The organism is Ferrovibrio sp. (assembly GCF_046297595.1).
Classification (GTDB): domain Bacteria; phylum Pseudomonadota; class Alphaproteobacteria; order Ferrovibrionales; family Ferrovibrionaceae; genus Ferrovibrio.
Map to the genome: position 1 here is coordinate 732,834 of NZ_JBKBHT010000001.1, position 15,640 is coordinate 748,473.

Sequence of the window (15,640 nt, forward strand, 5' to 3'; positions counted from 1 at the left end):
GCGGCGATCGCAATCGGTCCTAGCGCTGGCCCGGCCGGCGCGGCGCGCCTGTCGGGCTGTCGAAATAGCGGAAGAACTCGGAATCCGGTGACAGCACCATGGTGGTGTCGCTCTGCTGCAGGGACTTGGTATAGGCCTGCAGAGAGCGATAGAAACCATAGAACTCGGGATCCTTGTTCGCCGCTTCGGCGAAGATCTTGGTCCGCTCGGCATCGCCCTCACCGCGCAGGATTTCCGAGCGGCGGCGCGCATCGGCCAGCAGAACGGTGCGCTGACGCTCGGCCTCGGCGCGGATTTTCTCGGCCAGCTCGAAACCTGTTGCACGCTGCTCGTTGGCTTCACGCTGACGTTCGGTCTGCATGCGGCGGAAAATCGCCTGGCTGATGGTATCGGGGAAATCGGCGCGCTTGATGCGCACATCGACCAGTTCGATACCCAGACGGCGCGAATCTTCCTGCAAGGTGGTGGTCACCTGCTGCATCGCCGACGGACGATCGCCCGAGATGATGCTGGTGGCATCCAGCTTGCCGAAGGCGCCGCGGAAGGCATTCGCCACCGACGGCGCCAGACGACCGCGCAGGCCGAGTTCGTTACGGACGGTCTGATAGAACAGCAGCGGATTGGTGATGCGATAGCGCACGAAGCTGTCGACCACCAGGCGGCGCTGGTCGGTGGTGAGGATTTCCTCCGGCTGGGCATCGAGGCCGAGGATGCGCTTGTCGAAATAGACCACATCCTGGATCAGCGGGATTTTCACATTCAGGCCGGGATCGGAGATGACGCGGCGCGGATCGCCGAACTGCACCACCAGAGCCTGCTGGGCCTGATGGACGGTGAACAGCGAGGCCTTGACCAGGAAGCCGGCGCCGACCAGGACGACGACGATGACGGTGAGGAGCGTGCGGTTCATGATGGCATCCTCCTCAGCGCTGCTGCTGTTTTTTCTGCAGCTCTGGCAGAGGCAGGTAGGGCACCACGCCCTGGCCGGTCGAACCTTCGATGATCACCTTGTTGGTGCCGCGCAGGATTTCTTCCATGGTCTCCAGATACATGCGTTTGGTGGTCACGTCCTTGGCCAGACGGTATTCATTGTAGACCTGGGTGAAACGACTGGCGTCACCCTGGGCATTGGCGATCACTTCCTGCTTATAGGCTTCGGCCTGCTGCAGCATACGCTGCGCCTCGCCTCGGGCGCGTGGGATGATGTCGTTACGGTAGGCCTCGGCTTCGTTCTGGGCGCGTTCGCGGTCGGCCTGGGCCGCCTGCACGTCGCGGAAGGCGTCGATCACCGATGCCGGGGGCTCGGTGCGCTGCAGGGCGACCTGTGTGATGACCACGCCGGCATTATACCCGTCGAGCACCGCCTGCATCACACGACGTGTATCGTCGGCGATCTTGGTGCGGCCTTCGGTCAGGATGAACTGGATGTTGTTCTTGCCGACCACCTCGCGGATGGCGCTCTCGGCCACCTGCTTGATGGTGCGGGAGGGGTCGACCACGTTAAACAGATACTGGCCGGCATCCTTGACCTGCCACAGCACGGTGAAGTCGATATCGACGATGTTCTCATCGCCGGTCAGCATCAGGCTTTCCTCCGGCACGTCGCGCTGCTGCGCGCCGCGGGTGGGAGAATCCCCCAGACTGCGGAAACCGATTTCCTCGCGGTTGACGGTGGTGACCTTCGGGGTCAGCACGCTGTCGACCGGCCAGGGCAGGCGATAGCGCAGGCCGGGCTCGGTGACCGAATGCACCTTGCCGAAGCGCAGCACCACACCCTGCTCGTCGGTATCGACGCGGTAAAAACCGGTGCCAAGCCAGATCGCCAGCGCGACCAGGATCAGCAGGAGAATGCCGCGACCGGATACGTCGCCGCCGGGCATGAGGTTACGGAACTTGTCCTGGCCCTTGCGCAGGATGTCTTCCAGATTGGGCGGATTGGGGCCACCGAAGCCCCCGCCACCGGGGCCGGACGGACCGCTGCCGCGAGGTCCCTGTCCCCAGGGTCCGCGACCGCCACCGCCGCCACCTTGCCAACCCCCACCTTGATTGCTCCAGGGCATCCTGTTGTCCTTCTATACCGGGCCGACCGCCGAACCGCCGATGATCGGGAATTTCCGGGCGAGGCCGGGAAATGGCTGTGCCGCCCGGCCGTGTGCCTCAACCTGTTTACCTTTTGGGCTGGCGAATTGCCGTTCCCGCGCCATCGCGATATATCACCCGCAGGGCCATCGGCCATTTCGCCTGCCAACAGCCGACAATATTGGAACGTTTACAGGGATTTCAAGCATGACCGGGGTGACGGAAGCGCAGATCATGGACGCGCTGCGCGGTGTGGTAGACGCGGATCATGGCAAGAATGTGGTCGAACTCGGCATGGTTGCCGGGCTTGTCATTAAAGGCGGCAATGTCGGCTTCGTGCTGGAGGTCGATCCGCGTACGGGCGCCACCAAGGAACCTCTACGCAAGGCCTGCGAGCAGGCGGTGACCAAACTGCCCGGCGTGACCTCGGCTACCGTGGTCCTTACCGCCGAGCGGCAGGGCGCCAAGAACCAGCCCGCTACCGCGCCCCATACTCATGCGCATGCGCACGACCACAGCCATAATCCGCCTCCCAAAGCTTCCGGCAAACCGGGCGCGGCACCGGAAGTCGGCCCGCGGCCGGCCATCCCGGGCATCAAGTCGATCATCGCCGTCGCCTCGGGCAAGGGCGGCGTCGGCAAATCCACAACAGCGGTCAACCTCGCCCTGGCTCTGGCGCAGGCGGGCAAGAAGGTCGGTCTGCTGGATGCCGACATCTACGGCCCCTCGCTGCCGCGCATGATGGGCATCACCGGCAAGCCCCATTCGCCGGATGGCAAGCGCCTGCATCCGCTGCAGGGCTGGGGCATTCCCTGCATGTCGATGGGTTTTCTGGTGCCGGAAGATACGCCGATGATCTGGCGCGGCCCGATGGTGATGAGCGCGCTGGAGCAGATGCTGCGCGACGTGGCCTGGGGCGAACTGGACGTGCTGGTGGTCGACATGCCGCCGGGCACCGGCGACGCCCAGCTGACCATGGCCCAGCGCGTGCCGCTGGCCGGCGCGGTGATCGTCTCGACGCCGCAAGACATCGCCCTGCTGGATGCCCGCAAGGGCCTGAACATGTTCCGCCGTGTGGACGTGCCGGTGCTCGGCATCGTCGAGAACATGAGCTATTTCTGCTGCCCCAATTGTGGCCATCGCAGCGAAATTTTCGCCCATGGCGGCGCTCGCAAGACGGCCGAGGAACTGGGTTGCGACTTCCTCGGCGAATTGCCGCTCAACATCGCGATCCGCGAGACTTCGGATGGCGGCACCCCGATCGTGGCTTCCCAGCCCGATAGCGAGGAGGCTAAGGCCTATCGCGCCATTGCCGCCAAGGTCGCTGAAAAACTGGACCGCGAGGCCGGTGCCAGCCGGATGCCGAAGATCACGATCCAGTGAGCCATCGCAATAGGGGCACAAAAAGCCGAGCCAAGAAATATTTCCGGGCCCGGCCTTTTCGTTTCCAGAATTGTCGAGGATCAGGCCTCGCTGGCCTTTTCCTCGCTGATCGCGGCCTGAGCGGCGGCTAGGCGAGCAATCGGCACGCGGTAAGGCGAGCAGGAGACATAATCCAGTCCGGCTTTGTGGCAGAAGCGTACCGATGACGGGTCGCCGCCATGCTCGCCGCAGATGCCAAGCTTGATGTCCTTGCGGGCGCCACGGCCACGCTGGGCGGCGATCTTCACCAGCTCGCCGACGCCTGACTGGTCGATGGTCACGAAGGGATCGCGCTCGAAGATGCCGGCCTTCAGGTAATCTTCCATGAACAGCGCGGAATCGTCGCGGCTGATACCGAGCGTGGTCTGTGTCAGGTCGTTGGTGCCGAAGGAGAAGAACTCGGCCGTCTCGGCGATCTCGGCGGCGCGCAGGGCAGCCCGCGGCAGCTCGATCATGGTGCCGACCAGATACTTCACCTTCTTGCCCTGCTCCTTGAACACGGCGGCGGCAACAGCGTCAACCCGACCCTTCAGGATGTCGATCTCGGCCTTGGTGGCGACCAGCGGGATCATCACTTCCGGCTCGACCGGCTTGCCGCCAGCCTTTGAGACCTGCACCGCCGCCTCGAATATGGCGCGGGCCTGCATCTCGTAGATTTCCGGATAGCTGATACCGAGGCGGCAGCCGCGATGGCCCAGCATCGGATTGGTCTCTTCCAGAGCCTTCTTGCGCTCCTTCAGCGCGGCCACGCTCAGACCCGTGCCCTTGGCGACAGCATCGAAATCAGCCTCGGTCTTGGGCAGGAATTCATGCAGCGGCGGATCGAGCAAGCGGATCGTGACCGGACGGCCGGCCATGATCTTGAACAGCTGCGAGAAATCGTCGCGCTGCATCGGCAGTATCTTAGCTAGCGCCTTGCGACGGCCCTCGGCATTGTCCGACAGGATCATCTCGCGCACGGCCGTGATGCGGTCGGCATCGAAGAACATGTGCTCGGTGCGACACAGGCCGATGCCCTCGCAGCCAAAGCGTACCGCCGTTTCGGCGTCGGCCGGAGTCTCGGCATTGGTGCGGACCTTCAGCTTGCGCAGCTTGTCGGCCCAGGCCATCAGCTGGCCGAAATCGCCCGAAAGCTGCGGCTCGATCATCGGCATCAGGCCGAGGATCACTTCGCCGGTCGAACCGTCGATGGTGATCACGTCGCCCTTGCTGACGACCAGATCGCCGATGGTCATGCGGCCGGCATTGTAATCGATACGCAGGCTGCCGGCGCCCGACACGCAGGGCCGGCCCATGCCGCGCGCCACCACGGCGGCGTGGCTGGTGGTGCCGCCGCGTGCGGTGAGGATACCCTTGGCGGCATGCATGCCGTGGATATCTTCCGGCGAGGTTTCGACGCGGCAGAGGATCACGGCCTCGCCCTTATGGGCCATGGCTTCGGCTTCATCGGCCAGGAAGACCACCTTGCCCGAGGCGGCACCCGGCGAGGCGGCCAGGCCCTTGGCGATCACCTTGCGCTCGGCCTTCGGGTCGGGCGTCGGGTGGAGCAGCTGGTCCAGCGAGGCCGGATCGATACGGTCGACCGCCTCGGCCTGGCCGATCAGCTTTTCCTTCACCATGTCGACGGCGATCTTGATCGCGGCCTTGGCGGTGCGCTTGCCCGAACGGGTTTGCAGCATCCACAGCTTGCCCTGCTGGACGGTGAATTCGATGTCCTGCATGTCGCGGTAATGTTTTTCCAGCTTCTGGAACACCGCGACCAGCTGCTTGAACGTGGCCGGCATCGATTCTTCCATCGACGGAAGCTCGTTGCCAACGGCCAGGCGGGCCGACTTGGTGAGTTGCTGCGGCGTGCGGATGCCAGCGACCACGTCCTCGCCCTGGGCGTTGATCAGGTATTCACCGTAATAGATCTTCTCGCCGGTCGAGGGATCGCGGGTGAAGGCCACGCCAGTGCACGAAGTCTCGCCCATATTGCCAAACACCATGGCCTGCACATTCACAGCCGTGCCCCAGGATTCGGGGATATGATGCAGATTGCGATAGGTGATGGCGCGCTGGTTCATCCAGCTTGAGAACACGGCGCCGATAGCGCCCCAGAGCTGGTCGCGCACATCCTGCGGGAAGGGCCGGCCCAGCTCCTGCTCAACCTTCTTCTTGTAGGCGGCAACGAGCTGCTTCCAGTCGGCGGCCTTCAGCTCGGTGTCGAGCACCAGGCCGTATTCCTCTTTGTGCATCTCGAGGATTTCCTCGAAATGCTCATGGCCGACACCAAGCACGACGTCGGAATACATCTGGATGAAGCGGCGGTAGCTGTCCCAAGCGAAACGCTCATTGCCGGACTGTTTGGCCAGCGCCTCGACGGTCACATCATTGAGGCCCAGATTCAGTACGGTGTCCATCATGCCGGGCATCGAAGCCCGCGCACCCGAACGCACCGAGACCAGCAGCGGCATCTTCGCGTCGCCGAATTTGGCGCCGACCAGCTTCTCGACCTTCGCTAGAGCGGCATCGACCTGGCCGGTCAGTTCCTTCGGATATTTCTGCCCGTTTTTGTAATAGGCGGTGCAGACCTCGGTGGTGATGGTGAAGCCCGGCGGCACCGGCAGCCCGAGGTTTGACATCTCAGCCAGGTTTGCGCCCTTGCCGCCCAGCAGCTCGCGCATGTTGGCACGGCCCTCGGCCTTGCCATCGCCAAAACTGTATACCCATTTGCCCTTGATTGCGGTCTGCACCTTCGACGCAGCATTGCGGGCGGGGGTCCGTTTTTTCGCGACCTTCTTGGCGGCGGGCTTCTTCGCGGCCTTCCTGGCCTTCACGGTCTTGCGCGCTGCCGCGGCCTTCGGTTTGGCCTTGAGCTTGGTCTTGGCTTTCTTCTGTTTCGGCTTGGCCATAGCTCTGTCACCCCTCGATCTGGGAAAAGTCGGCGATACGATCCATGCTTCCGACCGCGGCCGAAAGCAAACTCAGGCGATTGCGCCGCACGGCGGCATCGTCGCTATTCACGGTTACCTTGTCGAAGAACACGTCGACCGGCTGACGTAGCCGCGCCAGTGTGGCGAGATAATGGCGGAATTCCGCCTCATCCTCGATTTTTCCGGCGACGCGGTCCAACTCGGCCAGGGCAGCGACCAGCGCCAGTTCCTCGTCCTGGGCAATCAGCTTGCTTTCCACGGCACCAAGTTTCAGTTCGGGCGTTTTCTTCAGTTCGGCCCGCACGATGTTGTTGGCACGGCGATAGGCCGTCAGCAGATTGCCGCCATCGGCCTCGCTTAAGAATCCACGCAGGGCATCCACCTTCGCCAGCACGCGCACCAGATCATCATCACCGCCCTTGGCGAAGACGGCGGCGATCAGGTCGTGGCGCACGCCTTGTTCGCGCAGATGCACCTTCAGGCGGTCGACGAAGAACTGCATCAGTTCCTCGACCACATTGCGCGAACCGTCAGCTTGCACGATCTGCAGCGACAATGCCGAGCGGAATAGCGGCCGCAGCGGCAGGGTCAGCCTATTTTCCAGCACTAGCCGGATCACACCCAGGGCGGCACGGCGCAGTGCGAAGGGGTCCTTCGAACCGGTCGGCTTCTCGTCGATGGCGAAGAAACCGGCCAGAATGTCGATCTTGTCGGCCAGAGCGACCGAGATGGCGACCGGATCGGTCGGGCAGCGATCGTTCGGACCCTGCGGCGCATAATGCTGGGCAATCGCCTCGGCAACTACCGAATCCTCGCCGTCATGCAGAGCGTAATAGCGCCCCATGATGCCCTGCAGTTCAGGGAATTCGCCGACAAGCCCGGTGACCAGATCGGCCTTGGCCAGCTTGGCGGCGCGGCGTGCCTGCCTCGCATCGGCATGCAGGGCCGCCGCGATCTCGTAGGCCAGGCGCTCCACGCGCTCTACCTTCTGCGCCACGGTGCCGAGCTTGGCGTGGAACACGATGTCCTTCAGCGCCGGCAGGCGGCTTTCCAGACTCTGCTTGCGGTCCTGGTCCCAGAAGAACTTGGCATCCGACAGACGCGCGGTCAGCACGCGTTCGTTCCCGGCAACCACCTGCTTGCCGCCATCGTCGGTCAGCGTGTTGGCGATGATGACGAACCGCGGCGCCAACTGACCGTTCTTGGTGTTGAGCGCAAAATACTTCTGATGCGCCCGCATGGTGGTGGTCAGCACTTCGCGTGGCACATCCATGAACTGCTGCGGGATGCTGCCCAGCAGCACCACCGGCTGCTCAACCAGGCCGGTCACCTCGTCGGCCAAGCCGGGATCATCGACCAGAACCAGCCCCTCGTTGGCGGCAGCGAAGCTAGCGTCTTTCAGCACTGCAGCGCGCCGGGCGGCAAAATCGGGCTCGACATAGGCTGCCCGCAGGCGGCGCAGGTAATCGGCGGCATCGCGCACGGCAAAACGTTCCGGCGCCTGAAAACGGTGACCGGCCGTAGCATCGCCAGCGACGAGGTGGCCAAATTTGAACGGCACCACTTCGCCCTCGAACAGGCACAGGATGGAATGCAGGGGCCGCACCCAGCGCAGGCTGTGGTCGCCCCAGCGCATCGATTTCGGCCAGGGCAACTGAGCCAGTGCCTCGGGCAAAATGCGGGCCAGCGCATCCTTCGTGGCTTCGCCCGGCTTCTCGATCACGGCAAACCAGAATTCGCCTTTGCCGGTATCGCGTTTTTCGCACTGATCCAGTGACGTAAGCCCTGCACCGCGCAAAAAGCCCTGTACGGCTGCATCGGGCGAACCCACACGAGGCCCCTTCTTTTCCTCGCGCAGATCCGCCTGCATGCGCGGCAGGCCCTTCACCACCAGCGCTAGGCGGCGCGGCGTGACATAGGGCGTGATGCTTTCGACATTCAGCGCGGCCTTTTTCAGGCCCTCGCCTACCAGGCGTGCCAAATCCTCGGCGGCACGCTGCTGCATGCGCGCGGGAATCTCTTCCGAATGCAGTTCGAGCAGAAGTTCGCCCAGCATCTCAGGCACCCTCGACCACGTTGTGGCCGCGTGACTTCAGCCATTGGGCGCAGCAGGCCTTGGCCAGCGCACGCACCCGACCGATGTAGGCGGCACGCTCGGTGACGCTGATGACGCCGCGTGCATCCAGCAGGTTGAAGGTGTGGCTGGCCTTCATGCACTGATCATAGGCTGGCAGAGCCAGCCCCTGGGCGATCAGCGCATGACATTCCTTCTCGACATCTATGAAGCGGCGAAAAAGCTGCTCGGTATCGGCGTGTTCGAAATTGTAGGCCGAGAATTCGCGTTCGGCCTGGTGGAAGACTTCGCCGTATTTCACGCCACGGCCGTTGAAATCCAGGTCGTAGACATTCTCCTTGCCCTGCACATACATGGCCAGGCGTTCCAGACCGTAGGTGATTTCGGCCGAGACCGGGTCGCAGTCGAAGCCGCCGACCTGCTGGAAATAGGTGAACTGCGTCACTTCCATGCCGTCGCACCAGACTTCCCAGCCCAGGCCCCAGGCGCCCAGAGTGGGGCTTTCCCAGTCATCTTCGACGAAACGGATATCGTGACGCTTTGGATCGATGCCCAGCGCCTTGAGCGAGCCGAGATAAAGCTCCAGCACATTCGCCGGGCTCGGCTTCAGGATTACCTGGAACTGATAGTAATGCTGCAGGCGGTTGGGGTTATCGCCATAGCGGCCGTCCTTGGGCCGGCGCGAGGGCTGCACGTAGGCGGCATTCCATGGCTCGGGGCCAAGGGCGCGCAGGGTGGTAGCCGGATGGAAGGTGCCCGCCCCCACTTCCATGTCATAAGGCTGCAGCAGCAGGCAGCCCTGGCGCGCCCAGTAGGTCTGCAGGATGAGAATCAGGTCCTGGAACGACGAAGCCGCGGCGATTCCGGTGGGCGCCATCGCAGGATCCTTTGCGCTCTCGCCTTATGCGTTGGGGGTGGTCGAAAATCGGGCGGACCTTAACCACCGACCGCCATGGGGTCAAGCCATTGAGACCCGGGACTTAAGGCCAAAAATGTCGCGGCAAAACCCTAGGCCTGGGCGGGCGGATGGGGGCAGTCGGCACAGCCGCAGGATTTCGCCGTGCCAGTGGCGACATAGGCCCCGCAGACCGGGCAGGCGGCCAAATCTTCGGCCTGCCCCGGCGGCGATTTCACCTGCGGCGGCGGGGCCGGCGGGGCGACAGGCGGCTTGGGCTTGTTGACGTAGCGAAAGCCGTACCAGACGGCGGCAATCACCAGAATCAGCAGTAAAAATTTGAGCATCGGGGGCTGGGTACCGGGCTGGCTGGATTAGACGGCGGAAGGCCGTCACGCTGGTTAATATAGTGGGGCCTGCAGACCCAAGCCGCAAGACCGGCCCTTGTCAGGCCGGAAAAGCCGCCCCCGCCCGGAGCACGGCATCCACCTCGGGGAAATAACTGCCATCGGGCTGATGCAGCAGTACGCCGGGATCAAGGGTGAGCGGCGCCCTGCTGCCCTTGATCGCCCGCACGATGACCCGCTTGGCCGGCTGCCCGGCTTTGGACCAGAGCGGAATCACCCGAATCGCTCCGGCTTTTGGATCCAGCGCCGCCAGCAGATCGGCCAGGCGATCGGTCTTGTGTATCAGGGTCAATCCTCCACCCGGCTTGGCATGCCGCAGCATGGCAGCGATCCAGTGCCCCAGGTCGGCCTCGTCCGCTTCCGAGCGGGCGGTGGCACGGCCGGCATGGGGGGAGGCGCGATGCCGCAGACTATCGAAATACGGCGGATTGGCGAAGACATGGTCATAGCTGTTCGGCGTGATGCCGCTGACTCGCTTGCGGATATCGCCGGCCGCCACGCGCAGGCGATCCTCCATGTCGTTGGCGGCGATATTCCGCGCACAGAGCGCGACCAGATCGGATTGCAGTTCGATGCCGTCGATCCTCGCCTTCGGCACGCGCGCGGCCAGGCACAGCATGCCCACGCCGCTGCCGCAGCCCAGTTCCAGCACCTGCTGGCCCGCCCGGGCCGGCACGGCGGCGGCCAGCATCACCGCATCGGCGCTGGCGCGCTGGCCCCTGCGCGGCTGTTCCAGGTGGATCAGGCCGCCCAGTAGGGCATCGCGGGTGTGATCGGTATCAAGCATGTGATCTGAAACAACGGCTTAACGGGGGGCGGCGCTTGACCGGGTCGAGCATCCCACTATGCTCCAGCGGAACCGCTTAACACAATCACGGGCATCATCCGCGCGATGCAGACGGCATCAAAATCCCAGTTCGACAGCCGGCCGGTGGCCAAATCCCCGCCCAGCATAGAACCTTTGCGCGCCCTGGTAGCCGACGACATGGCCGCGGTGAACCGCGAGATCATCGCCCGCATGGCCAGCGATGTCAGCCTGATACCCGAACTGGCCAGCCACCTGATCGCCTCCGGCGGAAAGCGCATCCGCCCGCTGCTGACGCTGGGAGCGGCCAGGCTGTGCGGCTATGGCGGCGACAGGCATGTGCTGCTGGCCACCTGCGTAGAATTCATCCATACCGCCACCCTGCTGCATGACGACGTGGTGGACGAGAGCGACCGTCGCCGCGGCAGCGCCACAGCCAACGTGCTGTGGGGCAATCAGCCCTCCGTGCTGGTGGGCGATTTCCTGTTCAGCCGAGCCTTCCAGCTGATGGTCGAGACCGGCTCGCTGGAAGTGCTGCGCATCCTGGCCAATGCCTCGGCGGTGATCGCCGAAGGCGAGGTGCTGCAGCTGATGACGGCGAACGACATGGATTCCTCGGAAGCCGATTACCTCAAGGTGATCGAGTCCAAGACGGCAGCGCTGTTTGCCGCCGCCTGCCGCGTTGGTGCGGTGATCGCCGACCGCCCGGAGGCGGAAGCCCAGGCGCTGGACGACTATGGCCGCTATCTGGGCATTGCTTTCCAGCTTGTAGACGATGCCCTGGACTATGCCTCCGACGCTGCGACCCTGGGTAAGAATACCGGCGACGATTTCAAGGAAGGCAAGGTCACCCTGCCGATCGTTCTGGCCTTCAACAAGGGCAGCGCGACCGAACGGGAATTCTGGCGTCGCACCATCGAGCAGCCCGAACAGCAGACGGCGGAAGACTGGCCCCTGGCCCTGGGTTACATCCAGCGCCACGGCACCATTGAGGAAACCATGGCCCGCGCCCACCATTATGGCCAGAAGGCCCATCAGGCCCTGGCTGCCTTCACCCCCGGCGCCATGCGCGACGCGCTGGCCGAGGCGGTCGATTTCGCCATCGAGCGGGCCCTCTAAACCCCTGATCGGACAGGCAATCAGTCAACAGCCGATTTCTGGGGATTGATCTGGGATTCGGCGGCCGGGCCGCTTGCGGGGCGGTCGCCCAGGCGCTATACAGGCGCCCGCGCCGGTGTCGGAGTGTAGCTCAGCCTGGTAGAGCACTAGCTTCGGGAGCTAGGGGCCGGAGGTTCGAATCCTCTCACTCCGACCAGCGCGCATAACCTCCCGACAATCCCTCTGCCCTACTCCGTGATCAACGGTGGCACCGGTGCGCGCTTCATCGTCTCGCGCCACAGGATATAAAGCCCGCTGGCCACCACGATGGCACAGCCGATCCAGGTCTGCGCATCGGGAAAATCGCTCCACAGATACCAGCCGAACAGCACCGACCACAGCAGGTGCGTGTAGTCGAATGGCGCCACCACGGCAGCCGGCGCCAGGCTGTAGGCCCGCGTCATGAAGAGTTGGGCGGCACCGCCGAACAGGCCAACCCCCAGCAGCAGCGGCAGGTCGCGCCAGTCCGGCGTGATCCAGACGAATGGCAGGGCCAGTGCGGTGGCGACGGTGCAGAAGGCGGTGAAATAGAAGGCGATGGCCGTGGAAGGTTCGGTGGTGCTGAGCTTGCGGATCTGGATCATCGCCAGCGCATACAGCAAAGTGGCAGCCACAACGAGCAGTGCACCGTTCTGCACCATGCCGGGCCCCGGCCGCACGATGACCAGCATGCCGATGAAGCCGACCACGATGGCCGACCAGCGATGCAGGCCGACGCGTTCGCCCAGCAGCCAGACCGACAGGCCGGCTATGAAGATCGGGCCGGAGAAGGCAATCGCCGTCACGTCGGCCAGCGGCATGAACTGATAGGCCGAAAAGAAACCAAACATCGCCGCCAGCCCAAAGCCTGAGCGCATGGCATGCGCGCCGAGCCGGCGTGTGCGCAACACGGCGAATCCGCCGGTGCCGCGCGCCACCATCCACAGGATCGGGATGAGGGCACAGAGACTGCGGAAGAACATGATCTGCAGCACCGGATAGCCGGCGGTGAGCCATTTCACCAGGGCATCCATGCAGCCGAACAGCGATACGGCCAGGATCATGAAACCTATGCCGCGCGAGGCTTGCGGCAGAACGGCAGAGGGCGGCAGGACGGACATAGATACCAGACGATGGAAAGCGTTATGGAGTGTTGTGCCATGCCCGCGTGCCGATTGCACCTCACCCGCCACGCGGCCGTAAAAAAACCGCAGCCGGCCAATGGCCGGCTGCGGCATGAAGCGGAAGGTTGGTTCAGCTGCCGTAATTGACCGGGCCGGCGATCATGACGAAGCGGCCCTTCTGCACCTGAAACAGAAAGCTTTCATCCGATCCCTGATGCTTGTCGGGGCCATAGCTCACGACCGGACCACCAAAGATGTCGCGATAACCCTTGATGCTTTCCATCGCGGTGATCAGCTTGTCGGTGGTCAGGTCCTTGCCGGCACGCTCAAGCGCAAAGATCAGTTGATCCATCAGGGCGTGACCATAGACGGCGCCGATATTCGGATCGTTGCCGTATTTGGCCTTGTAGCGATCCATCCAGGCGACCACGGTGGGGCTGGCCGTATCGCGATAGGGCAGAATGGTGCCGGCCATGGTGTAGAGGCCTTCGGTGGCGCCCCCCGGCGCACCGGCCACGATCTGGTCGTAGTTCGCCGACTGACCCAGGAAATCCACATTCCATCCCATCTTACGTGCCGTGGCATAGGGCACGATGGCATCGCGGATGATGGTGCCCATCACCACGAGATCGCAATTCGCGGCCCGTAGTTTGGATATCTGAGCCGTAAAGTCGGTATCGGCAGGCTTGTTCGTAGCCGTCTCGACCAGCGGCAGCTTCATCGCCTTGGTCTGGTCCTGCACCGCCTCCAGGATTTCCTTACCGAAATCCGTGTCCTGATACAGCGTGCAGATCTGCTTGCTGCCCTTGTTGGCGACCATCCATTTGATGCCGGCGCGAATCTGGTCGTAATAGGTCGAACCGCCGGCGAATTTCAGGCGGTGGAACGGCAGGTACATCTGCCGCGCGGCCGTGATCGGGAAGAAATTCGGCACGCCGGCTTTCAACTGGTCGGGCAGCACGGCATTGTTCATCGGCGTGCCCAATGCGCCAGCCATCAGGAAGATGTTGTCGCGGTTGATCAGCTTGTTGGCTGCCTGCACTGCGCGCGGCACCTGGTACTGGTTGTCTTCCACGATCAGGCGGAGCTTGCGGCCATGTACGCCACCCTGCGCATTGATCTCGTCGATGCGCAGCCGCATCGCATTGGCGGAATTGACGCCATAGGATGCCGCCACACCGCTGAGATCGGTGTGCATGCCAATGACGATTTCAGTCTTGGTGACGCCCCGGACTTTTCCGGCCTGCGCCTGAGCGCTGCCGGCAAAGCTTGTGGCGGCAATCGCAATAATAGTGGTCGCCGCAGCGACCGTGAGTACAGATACCCTACGCATGCGGACCTCCCCATGGGTGTTATTGTTTTACGGCTGAAGTCTAGCCGGGAAACACATGGAGCAGCAGCGCAAAGTTACGTTACGTCAATCTCGCTGACCTATCTGCCGCAGCGCAAAAAAACGCCCGCGACAATGTCGCGGGCGTTCAGCGTTAAAGATTCCGGATCAGTACTTCAGCGGGCCGGCGATCTGCACGAAGCGGCCCTTCTGGATCTGGAAGAACAGGACCTCGGTAGTGCCCTGGTGCTTCTGCGGACCGAAGCTGATCACCGGGCCGCCGAAGATGTCGCGATAACCGCTGATGCCTTCCAGACCCTTGAGGAACTTCTCGGTGGTGACGTCCTTCCCGGCGCGATCCAGCGCCGTGATGATTAGGTCGGCGATGTTATGACCATAGACAGCGCCGATATTCGGATCGCTGCCGTACTTGGCTTTATAGGCATCCCACCAGGCAGCAACCGCGCCAGTGGCCGTGTCGCGATAGGGCATGACGGTGCCCGCACCAACATAGAGGCCCTCGGTCGAACCGCCCGGAGCGGAGGCCACGATCTGGTCGAAGCTGGCTGACTGCGCCACGAAGTCAACGTCAGTCCAGCCCATCTTGCGCGCCGTGGCATACGGCACGATGGCATCACGCACGATGGAGCCCATAGCCACCAGATCACAGCCGGCCGCACGCAGCTTGGCGATCTGCGCAGTGAAATCGGTGGCGATCGGCGTATTGGTGGCCGTTTCCACCACCTGCATGTTCATCGCCTTGGCCTGATCCTGGGTAGCTTCCAGGATTTCCTTGCCGAAGTCGGTGTCCTGATACAGCGTGCAGATCTTCTTGCGGCCATTCTTTTCGACCAGGTATTTGATACCCGCCCGGATATGGTCGTAGTAGCTTGAGAAGGTCTGGAACTTGAGCGGGTGGAACGGCTCGCTCATCGAGCGGGCAGCGGTCAGCGGCGCCAGATTTGGCACGCCGGCCTTGAACTGTTCCGGGAACACCGCGTTGTTATGCGGCGTGCCGAGCGCGCCGGCCATCAGGAAAATCTTGTCGCGGTTGATCAGCTTGTTGGCCGCCTGCACCGCGCGCGGCACCTGATACTGATGATCCTCGACAATCAGGCGGATCTTGCGGCCATGCACGCCGCCCTGCGCATTGAGTTCCTCGAACTTGAGCCGCATGGCATTCGAGGAACTGACGCCGTAGGACGCCGCCGGACCGCTCAGGTCGGTATGCATGCCGATGACGATCTCGGACCTGGTAACGCCGCGTACGCTCTGCGCGTTCGCTGCACTGATCGCCATACCGGAAGCCAGAACTGCAATGGCGCTCGCCGCAGCGACGCCGAACCCTGTTACCCCACGCATTCCACTCTCCCTAATAAGTTTATTAGTTGCCTCAACAGATTAACCGGATGCTGCATGACAGGATAGAGGATTTATCACGCAACCCCGGCT

Annotated in this window: 12 protein-coding genes and 1 tRNA gene; 3 read left to right on the plus strand and 10 right to left on the minus strand. The window is 63.3% G+C overall.

The genetic code is table 11. From position 1 onward, the window contains the following. Positions 1–19: 19 nt before the first annotated feature. Positions 20–910, minus strand: a complete 891-nt coding sequence (gene hflC / locus ACK4FJ_RS03710) for a protease modulator HflC (RefSeq protein ID WP_409764216.1) — start codon at positions 908–910, stop codon at positions 20–22. 13 nt (positions 911–923) lie between these two features. After that, positions 924–2,060: an FtsH protease activity modulator HflK gene (hflK, locus tag ACK4FJ_RS03715; protein ID WP_409764219.1), complete on the minus strand. Its 1,137-nt coding sequence runs from the start codon at positions 2,058–2,060 to the stop codon at positions 924–926. Positions 2,061–2,286: 226 nt separating this feature from the next. Between hflK and apbC the strand changes: the two genes are divergently transcribed. Next, positions 2,287–3,462: an iron-sulfur cluster carrier protein ApbC gene (gene apbC, locus ACK4FJ_RS03720; RefSeq protein ID WP_409764221.1), complete on the plus strand. Its 1,176-nt coding sequence runs from the start codon at positions 2,287–2,289 to the stop codon at positions 3,460–3,462. Between the two features lie 80 nt (positions 3,463–3,542). Here the strand turns inward: apbC and ppdK are convergent, their stop codons facing one another. From ppdK to ACK4FJ_RS03745, 5 genes are all read right to left on the minus strand, one after another. Continuing rightward, positions 3,543–6,167 (minus strand): pyruvate, phosphate dikinase, encoded by a 2,625-nt coding sequence (gene ppdK / locus ACK4FJ_RS03725; protein WP_409764867.1) that lies wholly within the window; start codon positions 6,165–6,167, stop codon positions 3,543–3,545. Between the two features lie 235 nt (positions 6,168–6,402). Continuing rightward, positions 6,403–8,469: a glycine--tRNA ligase subunit beta gene (gene glyS, locus ACK4FJ_RS03730; RefSeq protein WP_409764868.1), complete on the minus strand. Its 2,067-nt coding sequence runs from the start codon at positions 8,467–8,469 to the stop codon at positions 6,403–6,405. 4 nt (positions 8,470–8,473) lie between these two features. Then, positions 8,474–9,352, minus strand: a complete 879-nt coding sequence (locus tag ACK4FJ_RS03735; RefSeq protein WP_409764869.1) for a glycine--tRNA ligase subunit alpha — start codon at positions 9,350–9,352, stop codon at positions 8,474–8,476. Positions 9,353–9,498: 146 nt separating this feature from the next. Further along, positions 9,499–9,732: a hypothetical protein gene (locus ACK4FJ_RS03740; protein ID WP_409764224.1), complete on the minus strand. Its 234-nt coding sequence runs from the start codon at positions 9,730–9,732 to the stop codon at positions 9,499–9,501. A 100-nt stretch (positions 9,733–9,832) separates the two neighbouring features. Next, positions 9,833–10,579, minus strand: coding sequence for a tRNA1(Val) (adenine(37)-N6)-methyltransferase (locus tag ACK4FJ_RS03745; protein ID WP_409764227.1), 747 nt, complete (start codon positions 10,577–10,579; stop codon positions 9,833–9,835). A 105-nt stretch (positions 10,580–10,684) separates the two neighbouring features. Here ACK4FJ_RS03745 and ACK4FJ_RS03750 point away from each other — a divergent pair, with 105 nt between their 5' ends. Continuing rightward, the gene (locus ACK4FJ_RS03750; protein WP_409764230.1) at positions 10,685–11,716 is read left to right on the plus strand and encodes a polyprenyl synthetase family protein; all 1,032 of its coding nucleotides are present in this window, start codon (positions 10,685–10,687) and stop codon (positions 11,714–11,716) included. A gap of 119 nt (positions 11,717–11,835) precedes the next feature. After that, positions 11,836–11,912 (plus strand) — tRNA-Pro (locus tag ACK4FJ_RS03755). A 31-nt stretch (positions 11,913–11,943) separates the two neighbouring features. Here ACK4FJ_RS03755 and ACK4FJ_RS03760 read toward each other — a convergent pair. From ACK4FJ_RS03760 to ACK4FJ_RS03770, 3 genes are all read right to left on the minus strand, one after another. Next, entirely contained in the window at positions 11,944–12,855 is a 912-nt protein-coding gene (locus tag ACK4FJ_RS03760; protein ID WP_409764233.1) for a DMT family transporter, read from the minus strand. A gap of 133 nt (positions 12,856–12,988) precedes the next feature. Further along, positions 12,989–14,191, minus strand: a complete 1,203-nt coding sequence (locus ACK4FJ_RS03765) for an ABC transporter substrate-binding protein (protein WP_409764236.1) — start codon at positions 14,189–14,191, stop codon at positions 12,989–12,991. 165 nt (positions 14,192–14,356) lie between these two features. Continuing rightward, positions 14,357–15,550, minus strand: a complete 1,194-nt coding sequence (locus tag ACK4FJ_RS03770; protein ID WP_409764239.1) for an ABC transporter substrate-binding protein — start codon at positions 15,548–15,550, stop codon at positions 14,357–14,359. Positions 15,551–15,640 lie beyond the last annotated feature (90 nt).

Excerpts from the sequence above, each read along its gene's own strand:
- ACK4FJ_RS03740 (WP_409764224.1), bottom strand. The coding sequence starts at position 9,732 with ATGCTCAAATTTTTACTGCTGATTCTGGTGATTGCCGCCGTCTGGTAC.
- hflK (WP_409764219.1), bottom strand. The coding sequence starts at position 2,060 with ATGCCCTGGAGCAATCAAGGTGGGGGTTGGCAAGGTGGCGGCGGTGGC.
- ppdK (WP_409764867.1), bottom strand. The coding sequence starts at position 6,167 with ATGCGCGAGCTGCTGGGCGGCAAGGGCGCAAACCTGGCTGAGATGTCA.
- ACK4FJ_RS03770 (WP_409764239.1), bottom strand. The coding sequence starts at position 15,550 with ATGCGTGGGGTAACAGGGTTCGGCGTCGCTGCGGCGAGCGCCATTGCA.
- hflC (WP_409764216.1), bottom strand. The coding sequence starts at position 910 with ATGAACCGCACGCTCCTCACCGTCATCGTCGTCGTCCTGGTCGGCGCC.
- ACK4FJ_RS03745 (WP_409764227.1), bottom strand. The coding sequence starts at position 10,579 with ATGCTTGATACCGATCACACCCGCGATGCCCTACTGGGCGGCCTGATC.
- ACK4FJ_RS03750 (WP_409764230.1), top strand. The coding sequence starts at position 10,685 with ATGCAGACGGCATCAAAATCCCAGTTCGACAGCCGGCCGGTGGCCAAA.
- ACK4FJ_RS03765 (WP_409764236.1), bottom strand. The coding sequence starts at position 14,191 with ATGCGTAGGGTATCTGTACTCACGGTCGCTGCGGCGACCACTATTATT.
- apbC (WP_409764221.1), top strand. The coding sequence starts at position 2,287 with ATGACCGGGGTGACGGAAGCGCAGATCATGGACGCGCTGCGCGGTGTG.
- ACK4FJ_RS03760 (WP_409764233.1), bottom strand. The coding sequence starts at position 12,855 with ATGTCCGTCCTGCCGCCCTCTGCCGTTCTGCCGCAAGCCTCGCGCGGC.